The organism is Rhizobium sp. AC27/96, from assembly GCF_001692325.1.
Classification (GTDB): Bacteria; Pseudomonadota; Alphaproteobacteria; order Rhizobiales; family Rhizobiaceae; genus Rhizobium.
This window is the reverse complement of sequence record NZ_LXKN01000001.1, coordinates 658,385-674,527: the sequence shown is the minus strand read 5'-3', so window position 1 is coordinate 674,527 and position 16,143 is coordinate 658,385. Positions and strand designations below refer to the sequence as shown.

Below are 16,143 nucleotides of genomic sequence, written 5' to 3'. Positions count from 1 at the left end.
GCTCACGACAGGCGGCTATCCAATTCAAAGAGTGCTGGTGACATAGATATACATGCCGCTGGTGTAAAGCCCCGCGGCATGGCGATCCGACAAATAGGATGGCCTCAGAAGAGGCCGCCGGCTCCCGAGGTAACGGCCTGGTTTGCCTGCGGCGACGTCCGCAGAATTTCTTCTGGAGCGACCTGCGCTGCCTCTCCGCCGCCGATGACCGTCAAGGTGGTGGCCGGACCGGTGCCGGGCTTGAAGGCTTCCATAATGGCGCTCGGATCGCCCGGTTCCGCCGCCATGCCCGTGGCGCGGTTGACTGCCATCATCGTCATTCCCGGCGGCACCTGGAATTTTTCCGGCGCTTCGTCCTTCGTGGCAGCCTGCATGAATTCATTGAAGATCGGCGCGGCGAGCCCGCTGCCGGTGCCACCCCTGCCGAGCGTGGCGGGAGTGTCGTAACCGACATACAGCCCGGCGACGAGGCTCGGCGTGAAGCCAACGAACCAGGAATCCTTTTCATCGTTGGTCGTGCCGGTCTTGCCGGCGACATCGGTGTTGAGCTTGATCTTGCCGGCCGCCGTACCGCGGATGACGACGCCCTGCATCATCGAGGTGACCTGATAGGCCGTCATCGGATCGAGCACTTGCTCGCGATTATCCGCGATCACGGGTTCATCCTGGTTCTGCCAGGCGCTGACATTGCAGCTGTCGCAGACGCGCTCCTCATGCTTGAAGATGGTCTTGCCGTAGCGGTCCTGAATGCGGTCGATCAGCGTCGGCTTGATCTGCTTGCCGCCATTGGCGATGACCGAATAGGCCGAAACCATGCGCAGCACCGTCGTTTCGCCGGCACCGAGCGACATGGCGAGAACCGGGTTCATGCGGTCGTAGATCCCGAAGCGCTCGGCATATTCGGCGACCAGGGGCATGCCCATGTCGGCTGCGAGGCGAACCGTCATCAGGTTGCGCGAATGTTCGATGGCGAAGCGCAGCGTATGCACACCACCGCCCTCGCCTTCGTAGTTCGTCGGCTTCCAGACATCGCCATTGCTCAGCGTGATCTGCAAGGGATCGTCCAGAATGACTGAGGCCGGCGTATAGCCGTTGTCCATCGCGGCAGCGTAGACGAAGGGCTTGAAGGACGAGCCCGGCTGGCGCTTTGCCTGGGTCGCGCGATTGAACTCGGATTGCGCATAGGAGAAGCCGCCGACCATGGCGAGCACGCGCCCGGTATGCGGGTCCATGACCACCAGGCCGCCCTGCACTTTCGGCGGCTGGCGCAGGCGATAGCTGCTGGAATCGGCGCTACCGGTCTTCTGCGCGAAGATGACATCGCCCGGGCTCAGCACGCCGGTCGGTGATTTCACTGCCTTACCGCCGGCCGAACGGAAGGCCCAGCGCATGTCGGCTGCGGCAATCGTGCCGCGCTTGCGGTCGGTCGAAACCTTGCCGCCGGCATCGACGCTCGGCTGCAGGCCAATGTCGACAGCCTGATCGGATACGGACAGCACCACGGCGACCTGCCATTCCGGCACGTCGCTCAAGCTTGGCACCTTGGCAAGCTCGGCACCCCAATCCTGGGAGGTCGTGATCTGCTTTACGGGGCCACGATAGCCGCGGCGCTCGTCATAATCGACGAGACCATCCTGCAAGGCCTTGCGCGCTTCCAGCTGCATCTGCGGATCGAGCGAGGTGCGAACCGAGAGGCCACCTTCGTAAAGGGTCTTCTCGCCATACTGATCGATCAGCTGGCGGCGGACTTCCTCGGCGAAATAATCCGAGGCAAACAGCGATGGGCCGCTCTTCGGCGGCACGACGCCGAGCGGCTGCTTCTTGGCTTCCTCGCCGTCGCTCTGGCTGACATAGCCATTCTCGACCATGCGGTCGATCACCCAATTGCGGCGGGTGAGCGCAGCCTCGGGACGGCGGAACGGATTGTAGTTGGCGGGCCCCTTCGGGAGCGATGCAAGATAGGCCGATTCGGCAATGCTGAGCTCATTGACGGACTTGCCGAAATAGGTGAGCGACGCGCCGGCAATGCCGTAGGAATTCAGTCCGAAATAGATCTCGTTGAGATAAAGCTCGAGGATCTTGTCCTTGCTATAGGCCTGCTCGATGCGGAAGGAGAGAATCGCTTCCTTGATCTTGCGGTCGAACGTCTGGTCGGCCGATAGCAGGAAGTTCTTGGCGACCTGCTGCGTGATGGTGGATGCACCGACGAAGCGCCGGCCCGAACCGATGTTCTGCAGGTTCACGGCCACGGCGCGCATCAGACCGCCGACATCGACGCCCGGATGGTTGTAGAAATTCTTGTCTTCGGCCGAGAGGAACGCAGCCTTGACGCGATCAGGAATGGCCTGGATCGGTACGAAAAGCCGGTTTTCCCGAGAATATTCCTTCATCAGCGCGCCGTTGCCGGCGTGAATGCGAGTCGTCACGGGCGGCGCGTATTTCGCAAGCACCTCGTAGTCGGGAAGTTCCTTGGAGACGACGCTCAAATAGATCGCCGCCGCAGCCGCCGCGCCCAGAAACAGGAGGCAGCCTAGCCCAAAGAAATATCCAATCAGTCTGATCATTATGATACTACCGGTGCTTGTTCTTCATGCGGCACGACTGCGATATCATCGCATAACCACGGGCGTTTTGCACGCTCACGGCGTTAATGCAAGACGGCAACTAGACAAAGCCGTGCACCATCCGCTCGTGAATGATACTTTGCTGTAAAGGCGGGAATGTGAGCAAAATAGGGCTTGCCTCCTCTATTCCCAATTTCATCCAATTCTAAAGTTCACCGCTGTTACATGGAAGCCACGGCTGACGCTTGGCTTGAAGCCCCTTAACCGCCATTTGCGATGATCGATACGCGATACTGCTTGACAGCTTCCGTCAGCCGGTCGGCGACTTTCTGCCGCCAATCCTCATTGAGCAGGAGTTTTTCATCTTCCTTGTTGGAGAGGAAGCCCAGTTCAAGCAGAATGGAAGGTACATCCGGTGCCGTCAGGACCTGAAAGCCCGCGTGGCGATGCGGATTGTTGATCATGGAGATCTGGCCGGTAAACGACGACAAGACATCCTGGGCCAAGGAAATGGAGAAGGCCTGCGTCTCGCGACGGGTAAGATCCATCAGAATGTCGGTAACGGCAGCCGGCTGCGTCTTGGTCTCGGTGCCCGCGATCTGATCGGAATTGTTTTCGCGATCGGCCACTTCGCCGGCAAGCCTGTCCGACGCCTTGTCCGAGATCGTATAGACCGTCGCGCCGCGAATATCCTTCTGCTTGAGCGTATCGGCATGCAAGGAAATAAAAAGTGAGGCTCTGTTCTGCCGGGCGATCGTCACCCGCTCCGAAAGTGACAGATACTGGTCTTTGTCGCGCGTCAGGAAAGCCTTGATGCCCGGTTGAGCATTCAGCTTGTCGGCAAACATCTTGGCGAATGCCAATGTAATGTCTTTTTCCTGCGTCACGCCATCCGTGCCGGTCGCGCCGGCGTCGATACCGCCATGGCCGGCATCGACAGCCACGAGAAAGGTGTTCGGATCGGCTTTCTGCGTCGGCTCGACCGCACCGACATCCCGTGCGGTATCGTCGCTCGTCCAGCTCTGTTGCTTGACCAGTTCAGTGAATTGGTCTGCCGGCAGCATTTCGGCATCGAGCACAAGGCGATGTCCCTTGCCGTTCTCGTCAGCCTGCGCCTTGGCCATGACCAGCTTCACGGGCTTCTTCGCCGTCAGCACGATGCGGGCGCTATCGGCGTCCATCGTACCGTAGCGAATATCCTTGAAGAGACCGGTCGGCTTGAGATCAGCGGCCGGAAAGCCGAAAGCCGTTGCCGGCAGGTCGACCACGATGCGGACCGGATTGTCGAGATAATGCACGGTGAAGGTCGGCGCGCGATCCGTGTCTATGACGATGCGCGTGCGGGCATCGTCACCTGCTATGCGGGCGCCATAGGCGAGTAGAGAGCCGTCGGCAGCCATGGAAGGCGCGAGTGGCGCAAACACCGCCAGCGCCATCAAGCCGAAGGCCGCCGCCGCAAGTCGCAAAGCCTTCACACCGATCTCCGCCACATGCCGCAATCCCTTTGACAAGTATCCAACGCGCCCCATATCGGTTCCGACGTTGTTTTTGAAGCCCCAATGACGGGAACCAGGTTACGTGATGGATGCCATCTGACGATGTGCCTCGAAGAGAATCAGCAGACACTCTCTCGTGCTCTCATCATCCGACGAATCCATCAATATTATGGCATACTTGGCTTTTCCCTTGCTATTGTGACAGATAAAACATACAACGCACATTAGGGTAGAAGTGTTGACGGGATAGAGTCGTCGCAACGGCAGCCGCCTCGAGTACCAGGCGCCATAAGCGGCATTCATCCGACGTCTGCAGTGCTTCTATTCGAAATAGTGGATATCTGGATTTCCGGTTTCAGACGGGAAATTCATCGGTGGAGAGCCACCAAACGCTCTTTAGAGAGCACATTCATCGGACCCCGCTTGTGGGTCTAAGGCATAGTCGATCTCGCTTGGTTACGGATGTTACCGCAGCAGCTTTTTCACAAAGTCAACAGACCCCAGGGAAGTAACGCCCCGGCTGCCGTCTGGATGCTGTCACCGCCGAATAACCAATCGCGACTTTCATTATCCGGTGCAGCAAAGTTGGAACATATCCCGTTTGTCCATGTGACAGGCAGGCTCCCTTCCGGTTGCCGGCGCCGAGGAGCACAGCTTTCATGGCAGACAAAATGCTTATCGATGCGTCTCACGAGGAAGAGACGCGCGTCGTTGTCGTTCGCGGGAACCGCATAGAAGAATTTGACTTCGAGTCCCAGCACAAGAAGCAGATACGCGGCAACATCTATCTTGCAAAAGTAACCAGGGTCGAGCCCTCGCTGCAGGCTGCTTTCGTTGATTACGGCGGCAACCGGCACGGCTTCCTGGCCTTTGCCGAAATTCACCCCGACTACTATCAGATCCCCCTCGCCGACCGGCAGGCGCTTCTGAGGGCGGAAGCCGAGGAACATCGTCGCGACGACGATGTCGAGCATGTGGAAACCGCGCTCGATCTCTCGCAGCAAGAACAGCCCGATATCGGCATCATCGCCAAGGAGCGCGAAGAGGCTGCAGCACCGGCGGACGCCGCTGAAGAGGCCCCTGCCGTCGAGGCAGCCGCACCGGCCGCTGAAGCTCCGGCCAAGAAGGCCGCCAAGCCACGCCGCAGTCGCAAAAAGGCAGTCGCCGCCGACGAAGCGCCCGTTGCCGAGGCCAAGGTCGACGCACCAAGCGAAGACGAAGAAGGCCCGTCCGGCGAAATGGCCGCGATGGTTGAAACCGATTCGATCTCGGAAGGCGTCGATCTTTCCAAGCGCCGCCACGATGACGACGACGATGATGATCACGACCATGAAGAGGAAGTGATTGAGTCCGTCGGCGCCGAAGACGCGATGGAAGAGGTTCCGGACCGCGTGCAGCGCAAGCCACGCAAGCAGTACCGCATTCAGGAAGTCATCAAGCGCCGGCAGATCCTGCTGGTGCAGGTGGCCAAGGAAGAGCGCGGCAACAAGGGTGCGGCGCTGACAACCTATCTCTCGCTCGCAGGCCGCTACTCGGTTCTGATGCCGAACACGGCGCGCGGCGGCGGCATTTCCCGCAAGATCACCAATCCGCAGGACCGCAAGCGCCTGAAGGAAATCGCCAAGCTGCTCGAAGTGCCGCAGGGCATGGGCGTAATCCTGCGCACCGCCGGTGCCAACCGCACCAAGGTCGAGGTCAAGCGCGACTTCGAATATCTGATGCGCCTGTGGGAAAACGTCCGCACGCTGACACTGGCGTCGACCGCTCCCTGCCTCGTCTATGAAGAAGGCAGCCTGATCAAGCGCTCGATCCGCGACCTCTACAACAAGGATATCGGTGAAGTCATCGTGTCCGGCGAGGAAGGCTATCGTGAAGCGAAAGACTTCATGAAGATGCTGATGCCGAGCCACGCCAAGGTGGTTCAGCCCTATCGCGATATCCATCCGATCTTCTCGCGCTCCGGCATCGAAGCGCAGCTCGACCGCATGCTGCAGCCGCAGGTGACGCTGAAATCCGGCGGTTACCTCATCATGAACCAGACGGAAGCGCTGGTTTCGATCGACGTCAACTCCGGCCGCTCGACCCGCGAACATTCGATCGAGGATACCGCGCTCCAGACGAACCTCGAAGCCGCCGATGAAGTGGCCCGCCAGCTTCGACTGCGCGACCTTGCCGGCCTGATCGTCATCGACTTCATCGACATGGAAGAAAAGCGCAACAACCGCGCCGTCGAGAAGAAGCTGAAGGAATGCCTTAAGAACGATCGCGCCCGCATCCAGGTCGGCCGCATCTCGCATTTCGGCCTGCTGGAAATGTCGCGCCAGCGCATCCGCGCATCGGTTCTCGAAAGCACCACGCAGATCTGCTCGCATTGCGGTGGAACCGGCCATGTGCGCTCGCAGTCGTCCGTAGCGCTGCATGTCCTGCGCGGCATCGAGGAATATCTCCTCAAGAACACGACGCACGACATCACCGTGCGCACGACGCCCGACATTGCGCTGTACCTGCTGAACCACAAGCGCCAGACGATCGTCGATTACGAAACCCGCTTCGGCGTCGCCATCATCATCGGTGCCGACAATTCCGTTGGTACCCAGCACTTCGCGATCGATCGCGGCGAGCCGGTAGCCAATCCGGTCAAGATCGAAAGCCTGTTCAACTTCGCCGCAATCCCCGAGGACGATGACGACGATATCGTTATCGAGGCCGACGAGGAAGAAGACGAAGAGCTGGAAGAAAAGGCTGCAGCCACCGAACAGCAGCCGGCTGCCCGCTCCGAAAACAATGAAAACGGCCGCAAGCGCAAGCGTCGCCGTCGTCGTCGCGGACGTGGAAACGACGCCCAGACTGCCTCTGGCTCCGACGATACCTCAGTGAGCGATGCCGCCGAGGACGGAGAAGAAGGCGACGAGGACGAAGATGACGTCAATGCTGACGCCGCCGCATCCTCCGATGATGACGATGCACAGCAGAAGCGCAAGCGCCGTCGTCGCGGCAAGCGCGGCGGCCGCCGCAACCGTGAAAACGAAGGTGGCGAACAGGCTGCAAACGGCGAGTCCGACTCGGCCGAAGCGATTGAAGCCCAGGGTGACAATGAGAGCGAAACGACTGTAACGGTCGCTGAAATTGCCGTCTCCGAAGCCGAAGCTGCCGTCGAAGCTCAGCCGGCCATGGCAGCCGTCGAGACGGCAGCCACCGTTACCGAGGATGTGAAGCCTGCCAAGGGCCGCAGCCGCCGCAAGCCCAAAGCCGTCGAGGCCTCGCCTGTCGAGACGCCGATCGTGGAGGAAGCTCCTGCGGCCGACGTCGAAACCGAGACGGTTGCCGAGATCACCGAAGCCCTTGATAGCGCCGCGGAACCGGCCGCTGTCGAGGAACAGGCCAAGCCGGCACGCGCCAACCGCGAGTCCAACGTTTCCTCCTCCGAGCCGGTGGTCAAATCCACCCGCACCAATGAGGGCGGCGATGGCGACAGCGATCCGACCAAGCCGAAAAAGGCCGGCTGGTGGCAGCGCCGCGGCTTCTTCTGAACACTGCTGTTTGGAGAGAATAAATAGAAAACCGGCCGTGGCGACACGGCCGGTTTTTTGTTTTGAAAAACAATAAGAGCGACGCTGATCTTCCAAACTCGGCCACAATGCTCGCCACACCCACTCTGAAGAGTGGCGGCGGCGTTTAGCCCAAAGAGGCAAGCCCGTTGCCTCACAGTTTGATTCAAGTCCTTACAAGCGGATCTTCAAAACCCGTGATAAGTCGTTGATCGCGGATTCTATTTCAGCCACGCCGCCATGCGTTCGGTCGCTTCCTCGATCTCGGCATTCGAGCCGGCGTAGGAGAAGCGTATGGCGCGATGCCCTTCGAGCGGGTCGAAATCGAGGCCTGGCGTGGCGGCAACATTGATTTCCGCCAGCATCTTGCGGGCGAAGGCCATGCTGTCATTGGTGAATCGGCTGACATCGACATAGGCGTAGAAAGCGCCATCCATTGGCGAGGCAATTCGAAAGCCGATCTCCGGCAGGCGGCGCATCAGGAAATCGCGGTTGCGGCCATAGCTTTCGCGATAGGTGTCCAGCTCCTCCCCCGCGCCAAGGGCTGCTTCGGCGGCGATCTGGGAAAGTTCCGGCGCAGAGATGTAGAGGCTTTGGGCGACACGTTCGATGGGGCGCACGAGTCGCTCCGGCAACACCATCCAGCCGATGCGCCAGCCGGTCATGCAGTAATATTTCGAAAAGGAGTTGATGATGATTGCTTCGTCGGTCAGTTCCAGAGCGCTTGTCTCGTCGCCGACAAAAGTGAGCCCGTGATAGATCTCGTCGGAGATGAAGGCGATGGAACGATCCGCACAATAATCGGCGAGTGCCTTCAGCGCCGCCCTGCCCGTCACCGTCCCCGTAGGATTGGCGGGGCTGGCAAGCAACACGCCCTTCAGCCGCTTGCCGCTGGCGATCTGCGCAGCCTCAAGGCTTTCCGGCGTCAGCGTGAATTGCGTTTCCTCGCTCACCGGCACTTCCACAACATCGAGCCCCAATGCGGCTAGGATATTGCGATAGGCGGGATATCCCGGACGGGCGATGGCAACGCAATCGCCGGCATCGAACAGGGTGAGGAAGGCCAGATTGAAGCCCGCCGACGAGCCCGTGGTGATGGCGATGCGCTTGGGGTCGATCGACAAGCCGTGACGCGTCTTGTAGTGCGCGGAGAGCGCCTGCCTCAGTGCCAGCGTGCCGAGCGAATCCGTATAGCCGATGCGGCCGTGACCAAGCGCTGCGCGCGCCGCTTCAAGCGCCGCCTGGGGCGTCGGGTGAGACGGCTGGCCGACAGCCATGGAGATGACGGGATGCCCGGCCTGACGCCGTAGCGTCGCCTCGGCCAGCACATCCATGGCATGGAAAGGTTCGACGTCGCTACGCTTGGATAGGGAAAACAAGATCAATTCTCTCTCGGATCGGATTGCCATGCGACATTTGCCGCAATATCCGGCCGTTCACAATCCTGCGATTGCGGCTTTGCCGCGAAAATTCCTGTTTCTGGAAATAAGCATGCGCCGTAAATTGCCCATGCATATTTGCGGATGTTAACCCGACGGTGCTATGCCGCATCTGAAAATGAAGTCTCCGCATAGATCCAAACGAGGACCCAATGACCTTTTCTTTCAAAAGCCTGCTGACGGTTTCGGCGATTGCCCTTACAGCATCCTTCGCCGCAATCCAGCCCGCTGCCGCACTGGACGATCAGCAGAAGAAGGAAATCGGGGAGTTCATCAAGGAATACCTCGTCGAACATCCGGAAGTCCTGCTGGATGCGCAGGCGGCACTTGAGAAGAAGCAGGACGAGGCCCGCCTCACTCAGTCGGCCCAGCTGATTGCCCAGAACAAGGACGCCATTTTCAACTCCAAAAATGACATCGCGATCGGCAATCCGAAGGGCAGTATCACCGTGGTCGAGTTCTTCGATTACAACTGCACCTATTGCCGGCATGCGCTGGGGGATATGGACACCTTGCTGAAGCAGGACAAGGACGTGCGTTTCGTCCTGAAGGAATTCCCGATCCTCGGGGCAGATTCGGTCGCCGCATCGCGGGTTTCAGATGCCTTCCGCAAGCTCGCACCCGAAAAATATGCCCAGTTCCACCATACGCTGCTCGGAAGCGATGGTCGTGCGACTGAAGACAGCGCCATCGAGGTTGCCACCTCCCTCGGCGTCACCGAAGCGGCCATCCGCGCGGAAATGGCCAAGAGCCCAAACAACGACATGATCAAGGCGACCTATCAGCTCGCGACCGATCTGAACGTCACGGGTACGCCGGCCTATGTCATTGGCAATGAAACGATTTCGGGCGCCATCGGGCTCGAAGCCATCCAGCAGAAGATTGCCAACGTCCGCAGCTGCGGCAAGACCAGCTGCTGAGAACCCTATCCCCGCGTCGTGTAGTCCTTTTGAGGCCCCATCGAAACCGCACCGATTTCGATGGGGCCCAAAATCGCCAAAATCGCGGCGTTTCCACATCTAGAGACGCGCAACCTTCGCTGCGGGGCTTTCCTATAAGGCCTTGGGAGTCTATAGGTTGCGCTGCACTTAGACGGAACCACTGATGGCGCAAACTATTTTTGTCCTCAACGGACCCAATTTGAACGCTCTCGGCAAGCGCGAGCCGGGCATCTATGGCGGCAAGACGCTGAAGGATATCGAGGCAGACTGTAAATCCGCCGGCGAAAGCCTGGGCTTCACCATCGATTTTCGCCAGAGCAATCACGAAGGCGCGCTGGTCGACTGGATGCATGAGGCAGGAGATACTGCCGCCGGCGTTGCGATCAATCCCGGCGCCTACGGTCACACGTCGATCGCGCTGCATGATGCAATCCGCGCCATTTCGGTTCCCGTGGTGGAGGTTCATATCTCCAATATCCACGCCCGCGAAGAATTCCGGCACAAATCGATGATCGCGCCCGCTGCCAAGGGCATGATCTGCGGTTTCGGACCTTATAGTTACATCCTGGCGCTTCATGCGCTGAAATCCATCACCCAATAACAAAAATACAGGGCAAGAAATCCAATGGCTGAAAAGAAATCGGGTATCGACCAGGCGCTGATCCGCGATCTCGCCAATATTCTCAACGACACGGATCTCACCGAGATCGAAGTCGAGCAGGAAGATCTGCGCATCCGCGTGTCCCGCGCCGGCAACGTGCAATATGTTCAGGCGCCCGTCGGGGCTCCCGCAGCGTTTGCCGCTCCTGCCGCCGCTACCGCACCGGCTGCCGCAGCCGCACCTGCAGGCAAGACGCGCAATCCTGACAACCTCGTCAGCGCACCCATGGTCGGCACCGCCTATCTGGCGCCGGCACCGGGCTCGGCCGCCTTCATCCAGGTCGGCTCCGTGGTCAAGGAAGGCCAGACGTTGCTGATCATCGAAGCCATGAAGACGATGAACCAGATCCCTGCGCCCAAGTCCGGCACGGTGACCGAGATCGTCGTTCAGGACGGACGCCCGGTCGAATACGGCGAACCTCTTGTTGTCATCGAGTAAGCCCATGCCAATGATTTCGAAGATTCTCATAGCCAATCGCGGAGAGATCGCCCTGCGGGTGCTGCGCGCCTGCAAGGAACTCGGCATTGCCAGCGTCGCGGTGCATTCCACCGCCGATGCCGATGCGATGCATGTACGGCTTGCGGATGAGAGCGTTTGCATCGGCCCGCCGCCGTCGCGCGAAAGCTATCTCAACATCCACCAGATCGTTGCCGCCTGTGAGATCACAGGCGCCGATGCCGTGCATCCCGGCTATGGTTTCCTTTCGGAAAATGCCAAGTTCGCCGATATTCTCGATGCGCATGGCATCACCTTCATCGGCCCCACGGCGGATCATATCCGCATCATGGGCGACAAGATCACGGCCAAGACCACTGCATTGCAGCTCGGCATCCCGGTCGTTCCCGGTTCAGACGGCGAAGTGAAGACCGAGGCCGACGCGCTGAAGACGGCGCGCGAGATCGGCTATCCCGTGCTCATCAAGGCGACGGCTGGCGGCGGCGGCCGCGGCATGAAGGTGGCGCGCACGGAAGCGGACCTGGTCGAAGCATGGTCGACGGCACGCACCGAAGCCGGCGCCGCCTTCGGCAATGATTCCGTCTACATGGAAAAATACCTCGGCAAGCCGCGCCACATCGAGGTTCAGGTGTTCGGCGATGGCGAAGGAAATGCCGTCCATCTGGGCGAACGCGACTGCTCGCTGCAGCGCCGTCACCAGAAGGTCTGGGAAGAAGCCAACTCTCCAGCGCTCAACGTCGAACAGCGCATGAAGATCGGCCAGATCTGCGCCGACGCCATGAAGAAGCTGAAGTATCGCGGCGCCGGCACGATCGAGTTCCTCTACGAGAACGGCGAGTTCTATTTCATCGAAATGAACACCCGCCTGCAGGTCGAGCATCCGGTTACGGAAGCCATCACCGGCATTGATCTCGTGCACGAACAGATCCGCGTCGCCTCCGGCGGCGGCCTTTCGGTGACGCAGGATGAAGTGCATTTCCATGGCCACGCCATCGAATGCCGCATCAATGCGGAAGACGCCCGTACCTTCGTTCCCTCCCCCGGCACCATCACGCATTTCCATGCGCCGGGTGGGCTTGGCGTGCGTATCGATTCGGGCGCCTATCAGGGCTACAAGATCCCGCCCTACTACGACAGCCTGATCGGCAAGCTGATCGTGCATGGCCGCACCCGCGTCGAATGCATGATGCGCCTGCGCCGCGCGCTCGACGAATTCGTCGTCGACGGCATCAAGACCACCCTGCCGCTGTTCCAGGATCTGGTTTCCAACCAGGATATCGCCAATGGCGACTATGATATCCACTGGCTGGAAGACTACCTAGCCAAGACATCGGCCTAGGCCGTGCCTGGTACGCGCAGCAGACATCCCGGCGTTACCCCGGAGATTTTGCTGCGCGCCTACTCCATCGGGCTCTTCCCCATGGCGGAATCGGCTGATGACCCGGAGATATTCTGGGTCGAGCCGGAAGTTCGCGGCGTCTTGCCGCTCGATGGCTTTCATGTCTCCAAAAGCCTTGCCAAGACGATCCGCCAGCAGCCTTTCGACATCCGCTTCAACACGGACTTCGGCGGCGTCATCCTAGCCTGTGCCGAGCAGACCAGCGGCCGGCCCAGCACCTGGATCAACCAGACGATCCGTTCCCTCTATATGACGCTGCACCACATCGGCCATGCGCATTCTGTCGAGGCCTGGGAGGGCGACAAGCTGGTCGGCGGCCTTTACGGTGTCTCGCTCGGCTCGGCGTTCTTCGGCGAGAGCATGTTCTCCCGCCGCACGGACGCTTCCAAGATCTGCCTTGTCTATCTGGTCGAGCGCTTGCGGCAACGCGGCTTCACCCTGCTCGACACCCAGTTCACCACCGAGCATTTGAAGACATTCGGCGCGATCGATGTGCCGAAGGACGACTACTCAAAGATGCTCGAGAAGGCGATGGAATCGCCCAACTTAAGCTTTGCAAACGACTGAATTTTTCCGTCAATGAATTGATTCTAATCAAGAATGCCCTAAGTTGGTTTCGACAGCCGGGGGTAGTACATTGAAAAATTATCTTGCAATCGCCGTTCTCGCCGCTTTGGCAGCCGCAACGCAGGCCGATGCCAAATCCTTCCACGACATGTTCGGTGCCGAGCCTCCGACAGGGCCTGCAGCCACAGTGCTGAAACAGCTGAACTTTCAGCAGGGCGCGATCAAGCTCTCAGCCGCAGATGCGACGCTGAACATTTCGGATCAGTTCTACTATCTCAATCCCGTCGATACGAAGAAGGTACTGGTGCAGCTCTGGGGCAATCCGGAGAGTGCCGCCGGCACCACGCTCGGCATGATCTTTCCAGCCAAATATCCGCCGACCGATCCGCATTCATGGGGTGCGGTCATCGACTATGATAAGAGTGGTTACGTCTCCGACGACGATGCCGCCTCGACTGATTATAACGAGGTGCTGAAGCAGATCCAGGATGCCATCAAGGAGGCAAACCCGGAACGCGAGCAGCAGGGCTATGACCCGATCACGCTTGTCGGCTGGGCGGAGCCGCCGCATTACGACAAGGCAACGCACGCCCTGCACTGGGCGCGCGATCTGATCTTCGGCAAGGATCAGAACGGGGAGCATACGCTCAACTACTCCGTCCGCGTTCTCGGGCGCGAGGGCGTGACGGAACTCGATTTCGTTGCCGGGCTCGATCAGCTGCAGGAAATCAACACCGCCATTCCGAGCGTCATCAACACCGTGCAGTATGACAGCGGCAAGCGCTATGCCGATTTCGTCAATGGCGACAAGATCGCCGCCTACAGCATGGCGGGGATGATTGCAGCAGGCGCCGGCGTGAAGATTGCGGCGAAGCTTGGCTTCCTTGCCATCGTTCTGGGCTTCTTCAAGAGTTTTGGCGTCGCCCTTCTCGCGCTCAAGAAGGGACTGATCGTCGTCTTGGCGGGTGTGGTTGCCGCTGGCCGCAAGGTTCTCGGCATGTTTCGTCGCAAGAGAAACACCGACGCCTGAAACAATCCCCGCCTGAAGCTTTCGGGGCTTCAAACTACGGTTGTTATTTGCTATCGCTCAACGCGAAGAGCGTTGGTGCGTAGAGGTTCCGCTTTGCCGTCGTAAATACCGGTCTCATCCAGTTTCACCCTGTGCATGGGTAGCCCAGCGCTGCCTATGCGCGATCATGTTCATCGGGTGGTGGCCTGAGACCGGTTTGGCATTGTCAAAACGCGCCTAGCGCAGCCATTGCTGTCTCAGCTCTTCAGCCGTCCCGCAACATCGCCACACCGTGCCCGTAAAGGGCTTGTCCTGCCGCCAGCTTGGTGAACTTCCTGACGGAAGACCAAGACGGTATATGCAATATTCTTCGGGTCCGATGGACCATTTCTCCCCAGACCGCGCCCCAACCATGGATCGCCTGCAGCGGTTGCGGATGTTTGAAACCCTTCAGATCAAGCGGCAAGGTCCGGCTCAATGCCAATGGCAGAAAGCTTGATGCCTGGCTCATCTACAAATGCACCGATTGCGACAAGACCTGGAACCGAACGCTCTTCGAGCGGCGGAACGTGCGTGACCTAAGTCAATCGACACTGGCCGCCCTGCAGGACAGCGATCCGGACTGGGTGCGGCTCCAGGAATTCGATGTCGATGGACTGAAGCGAAACGCACAGCGCATCGACTGGTCGGCGGATGCCGTTGTTCGGAAAGAGGTGATCCAGCGCCGAAGCGGCTGGACCATGCTTGAGATCGAGCTTGCGGCGGAGTGCGCCTCAAGCCTTCGCCTCGACCGATTGCTTGCATCCGAACTCGCTATCTCGAGAAGGAGGCTTCAGACCCTGCATGACGAAGGCAAACTGAAAGTGCATTCGGGCCGCGACGACGCCCTGCGCCATAGCATCAAGGCCGGAATGCGCATTGTCATCGATCTATCCGATGACGGGGATCGTGACGCTATCGCCGAAGCGGCCACAAATCCGCAGGCTGAATGATAAAATGCCCGCGGGAGCCATGCTCCCGCGGGCTAGCCATCTTAGCCATGAATTCTCGGCAGGTTGATTATTTTGCGCCGGCAGTATCCGGCGCCGGGACGTCGGACTTCTGTTTGCACTCTTTCAGCCACACGTCGTAGATCGGATGCTCCACAGCATTGAGGCCTGGGCTGTCGGCAAACATCCAGCCGGTGAAGATGCGGCGGATACGGCGATCAAGCGTGATCTCATCAACCTCGACGAAACCATCCACCTTCTGCTGTTCCGTATCATCGCGCGAATAGCAGGCACGCGGCGTCACCTGCAATGCGCCGAACTGCACTGTTTCGTTGATATAGACGTCAAAGGTGGTGATGCGACCGGTGATCTTGTCGAGGCCGGAGAAAACGGCGACGGGATTGGCAATGCGTGCCGCTTCGGCTGATGGAGCGGACAGGATGCCGGCCAGGAGAGCAAGGCCTGCTCCCGCTATTGCACGCAAAGAAGCGCTCCGCGTGAAAAACGTCATATCCGCCACTCTCCGCTTGGTCTCGGTCAAAGCGCCGAGCAAGAGCCGGCATCTCTCGCGCCTAACGGCCAATTGTGGCCAAAGGACGAGCCGGCTCGCTATGCTCAGTTGCCCGGGGTCCAGGCGTCGTAATCGCCCGTCACGCGCGGACGCTCGCCGGCAACAGCCAGCGAACCCGGCGGACGATAGGCTTGCGGAGTGCCGGTCTGGTTGGCGCGGTGCTCTTTCTGCCATTCCTTGGCGACGTAGTTTTCCTTGGTCGGAGGAACGTCGGTGCGGTGATGCATCCAGCCGTGCCAGCCCGGAGGAATCGCCGAAGCTTCCGCATAACCCTTGTAGATTACCCAACGCTTCTGGAGACCATAGGAGGACATGCCGCCTTCGTAATAGACATTGCCGAATTCATCCTCGCCAACGCGCTTGCCGAAACGCCAGGTCGCGAACCGCGTACCCATTGTCTGACCATTCCACCAGGTGAAGGTTTGTACGATGAAATTCCACATGTCTTTTCCTCGATACCCGCTGAGGGGCGAGCGATACCAGAATTCGATAGCTTGCTTATG

General features: G+C 59.6%; 13 protein-coding genes. 8 read left to right on the top strand and 5 right to left on the bottom strand.

Annotated features, from left to right (window positions below):
• Positions 1–104 precede the first annotated feature (104 nt).
• Both A6U86_RS03295 and A6U86_RS03290 read right to left on the bottom strand, forming a co-directional pair.
• Entirely contained in the window at positions 105–2,564 is a 2,460-nt protein-coding gene (locus A6U86_RS03295) for a penicillin-binding protein 1A (protein ID WP_068386018.1), read from the bottom strand.
• 260 nt (positions 2,565–2,824) lie between these two features.
• The gene (locus A6U86_RS03290; RefSeq protein WP_244509839.1) at positions 2,825–4,000 is read right to left on the bottom strand and encodes an N-acetylmuramoyl-L-alanine amidase; all 1,176 of its coding nucleotides are present in this window, start codon (positions 3,998–4,000) and stop codon (positions 2,825–2,827) included.
• A 719-nt stretch (positions 4,001–4,719) separates the two neighbouring features.
• On the opposite strand from A6U86_RS03290, the gene A6U86_RS03280 reads away from it, so the two are divergent.
• Entirely contained in the window at positions 4,720–7,590 is a 2,871-nt protein-coding gene (locus A6U86_RS03280; RefSeq protein WP_068386015.1) for a ribonuclease E/G, read from the top strand.
• Positions 7,591–7,829: 239 nt separating this feature from the next.
• Here A6U86_RS03280 and A6U86_RS03275 read toward each other — a convergent pair whose 3' ends face one another.
• A complete protein-coding gene (locus tag A6U86_RS03275; protein WP_068387779.1) occupies positions 7,830–8,987 on the bottom strand; it encodes a pyridoxal phosphate-dependent aminotransferase in 1,158 nt (385 codons plus the stop codon).
• 212 nt (positions 8,988–9,199) lie between these two features.
• Between A6U86_RS03275 and A6U86_RS03270 the strand changes: the two genes are divergently transcribed.
• The 7 genes from A6U86_RS03270 to A6U86_RS03240 all read left to right on the top strand — a co-directional run bounded on the left by A6U86_RS03270 (position 9,200) and on the right by A6U86_RS03240 (position 15,072).
• Positions 9,200–9,967 (top strand): DsbA family protein, encoded by a 768-nt coding sequence (locus A6U86_RS03270; protein WP_068386014.1) that lies wholly within the window; start codon positions 9,200–9,202, stop codon positions 9,965–9,967.
• 184 nt (positions 9,968–10,151) lie between these two features.
• The gene (gene aroQ, locus A6U86_RS03265; protein WP_068386013.1) at positions 10,152–10,589 is read left to right on the top strand and encodes a type II 3-dehydroquinate dehydratase; all 438 of its coding nucleotides are present in this window, start codon (positions 10,152–10,154) and stop codon (positions 10,587–10,589) included.
• Between the two features lie 24 nt (positions 10,590–10,613).
• Positions 10,614–11,087, top strand: coding sequence for an acetyl-CoA carboxylase biotin carboxyl carrier protein (accB, locus tag A6U86_RS03260; protein ID WP_068386011.1), 474 nt, complete (start codon positions 10,614–10,616; stop codon positions 11,085–11,087).
• A gap of 4 nt (positions 11,088–11,091) precedes the next feature.
• On the top strand, positions 11,092–12,444 hold the full coding sequence (gene accC / locus A6U86_RS03255; RefSeq protein WP_174071182.1) for an acetyl-CoA carboxylase biotin carboxylase subunit: 1,353 nt from the start codon (positions 11,092–11,094) through the stop codon (positions 12,442–12,444).
• A gap of 3 nt (positions 12,445–12,447) precedes the next feature.
• The gene (gene aat / locus A6U86_RS03250) at positions 12,448–13,071 is read left to right on the top strand and encodes a leucyl/phenylalanyl-tRNA--protein transferase (protein ID WP_068386008.1); all 624 of its coding nucleotides are present in this window, start codon (positions 12,448–12,450) and stop codon (positions 13,069–13,071) included.
• 70 nt (positions 13,072–13,141) lie between these two features.
• Positions 13,142–14,101, top strand: a complete 960-nt coding sequence (locus A6U86_RS03245) for a DUF2167 domain-containing protein (protein WP_068386005.1) — start codon at positions 13,142–13,144, stop codon at positions 14,099–14,101.
• 419 nt (positions 14,102–14,520) lie between these two features.
• The gene (locus tag A6U86_RS03240) at positions 14,521–15,072 is read left to right on the top strand and encodes a DUF1062 domain-containing protein (RefSeq protein ID WP_244509822.1); all 552 of its coding nucleotides are present in this window, start codon (positions 14,521–14,523) and stop codon (positions 15,070–15,072) included.
• 67 nt (positions 15,073–15,139) lie between these two features.
• Here the strand turns inward: A6U86_RS03240 and A6U86_RS03235 are convergent, their stop codons facing one another.
• Together A6U86_RS03235 and A6U86_RS03230 are read right to left on the bottom strand one after the other, a co-directional pair.
• Positions 15,140–15,580 carry a DUF2155 domain-containing protein gene (locus A6U86_RS03235; RefSeq protein ID WP_068387775.1) on the bottom strand — a complete coding sequence of 147 codons (441 nt, stop codon included), beginning with the start codon at positions 15,578–15,580 and terminating at the stop codon, positions 15,140–15,142.
• Positions 15,581–15,684: 104 nt separating this feature from the next.
• A complete protein-coding gene (locus tag A6U86_RS03230; protein WP_068386003.1) occupies positions 15,685–16,083 on the bottom strand; it encodes an NADH:ubiquinone oxidoreductase subunit NDUFA12 in 399 nt (132 codons plus the stop codon).
• Positions 16,084–16,143 lie beyond the last annotated feature (60 nt).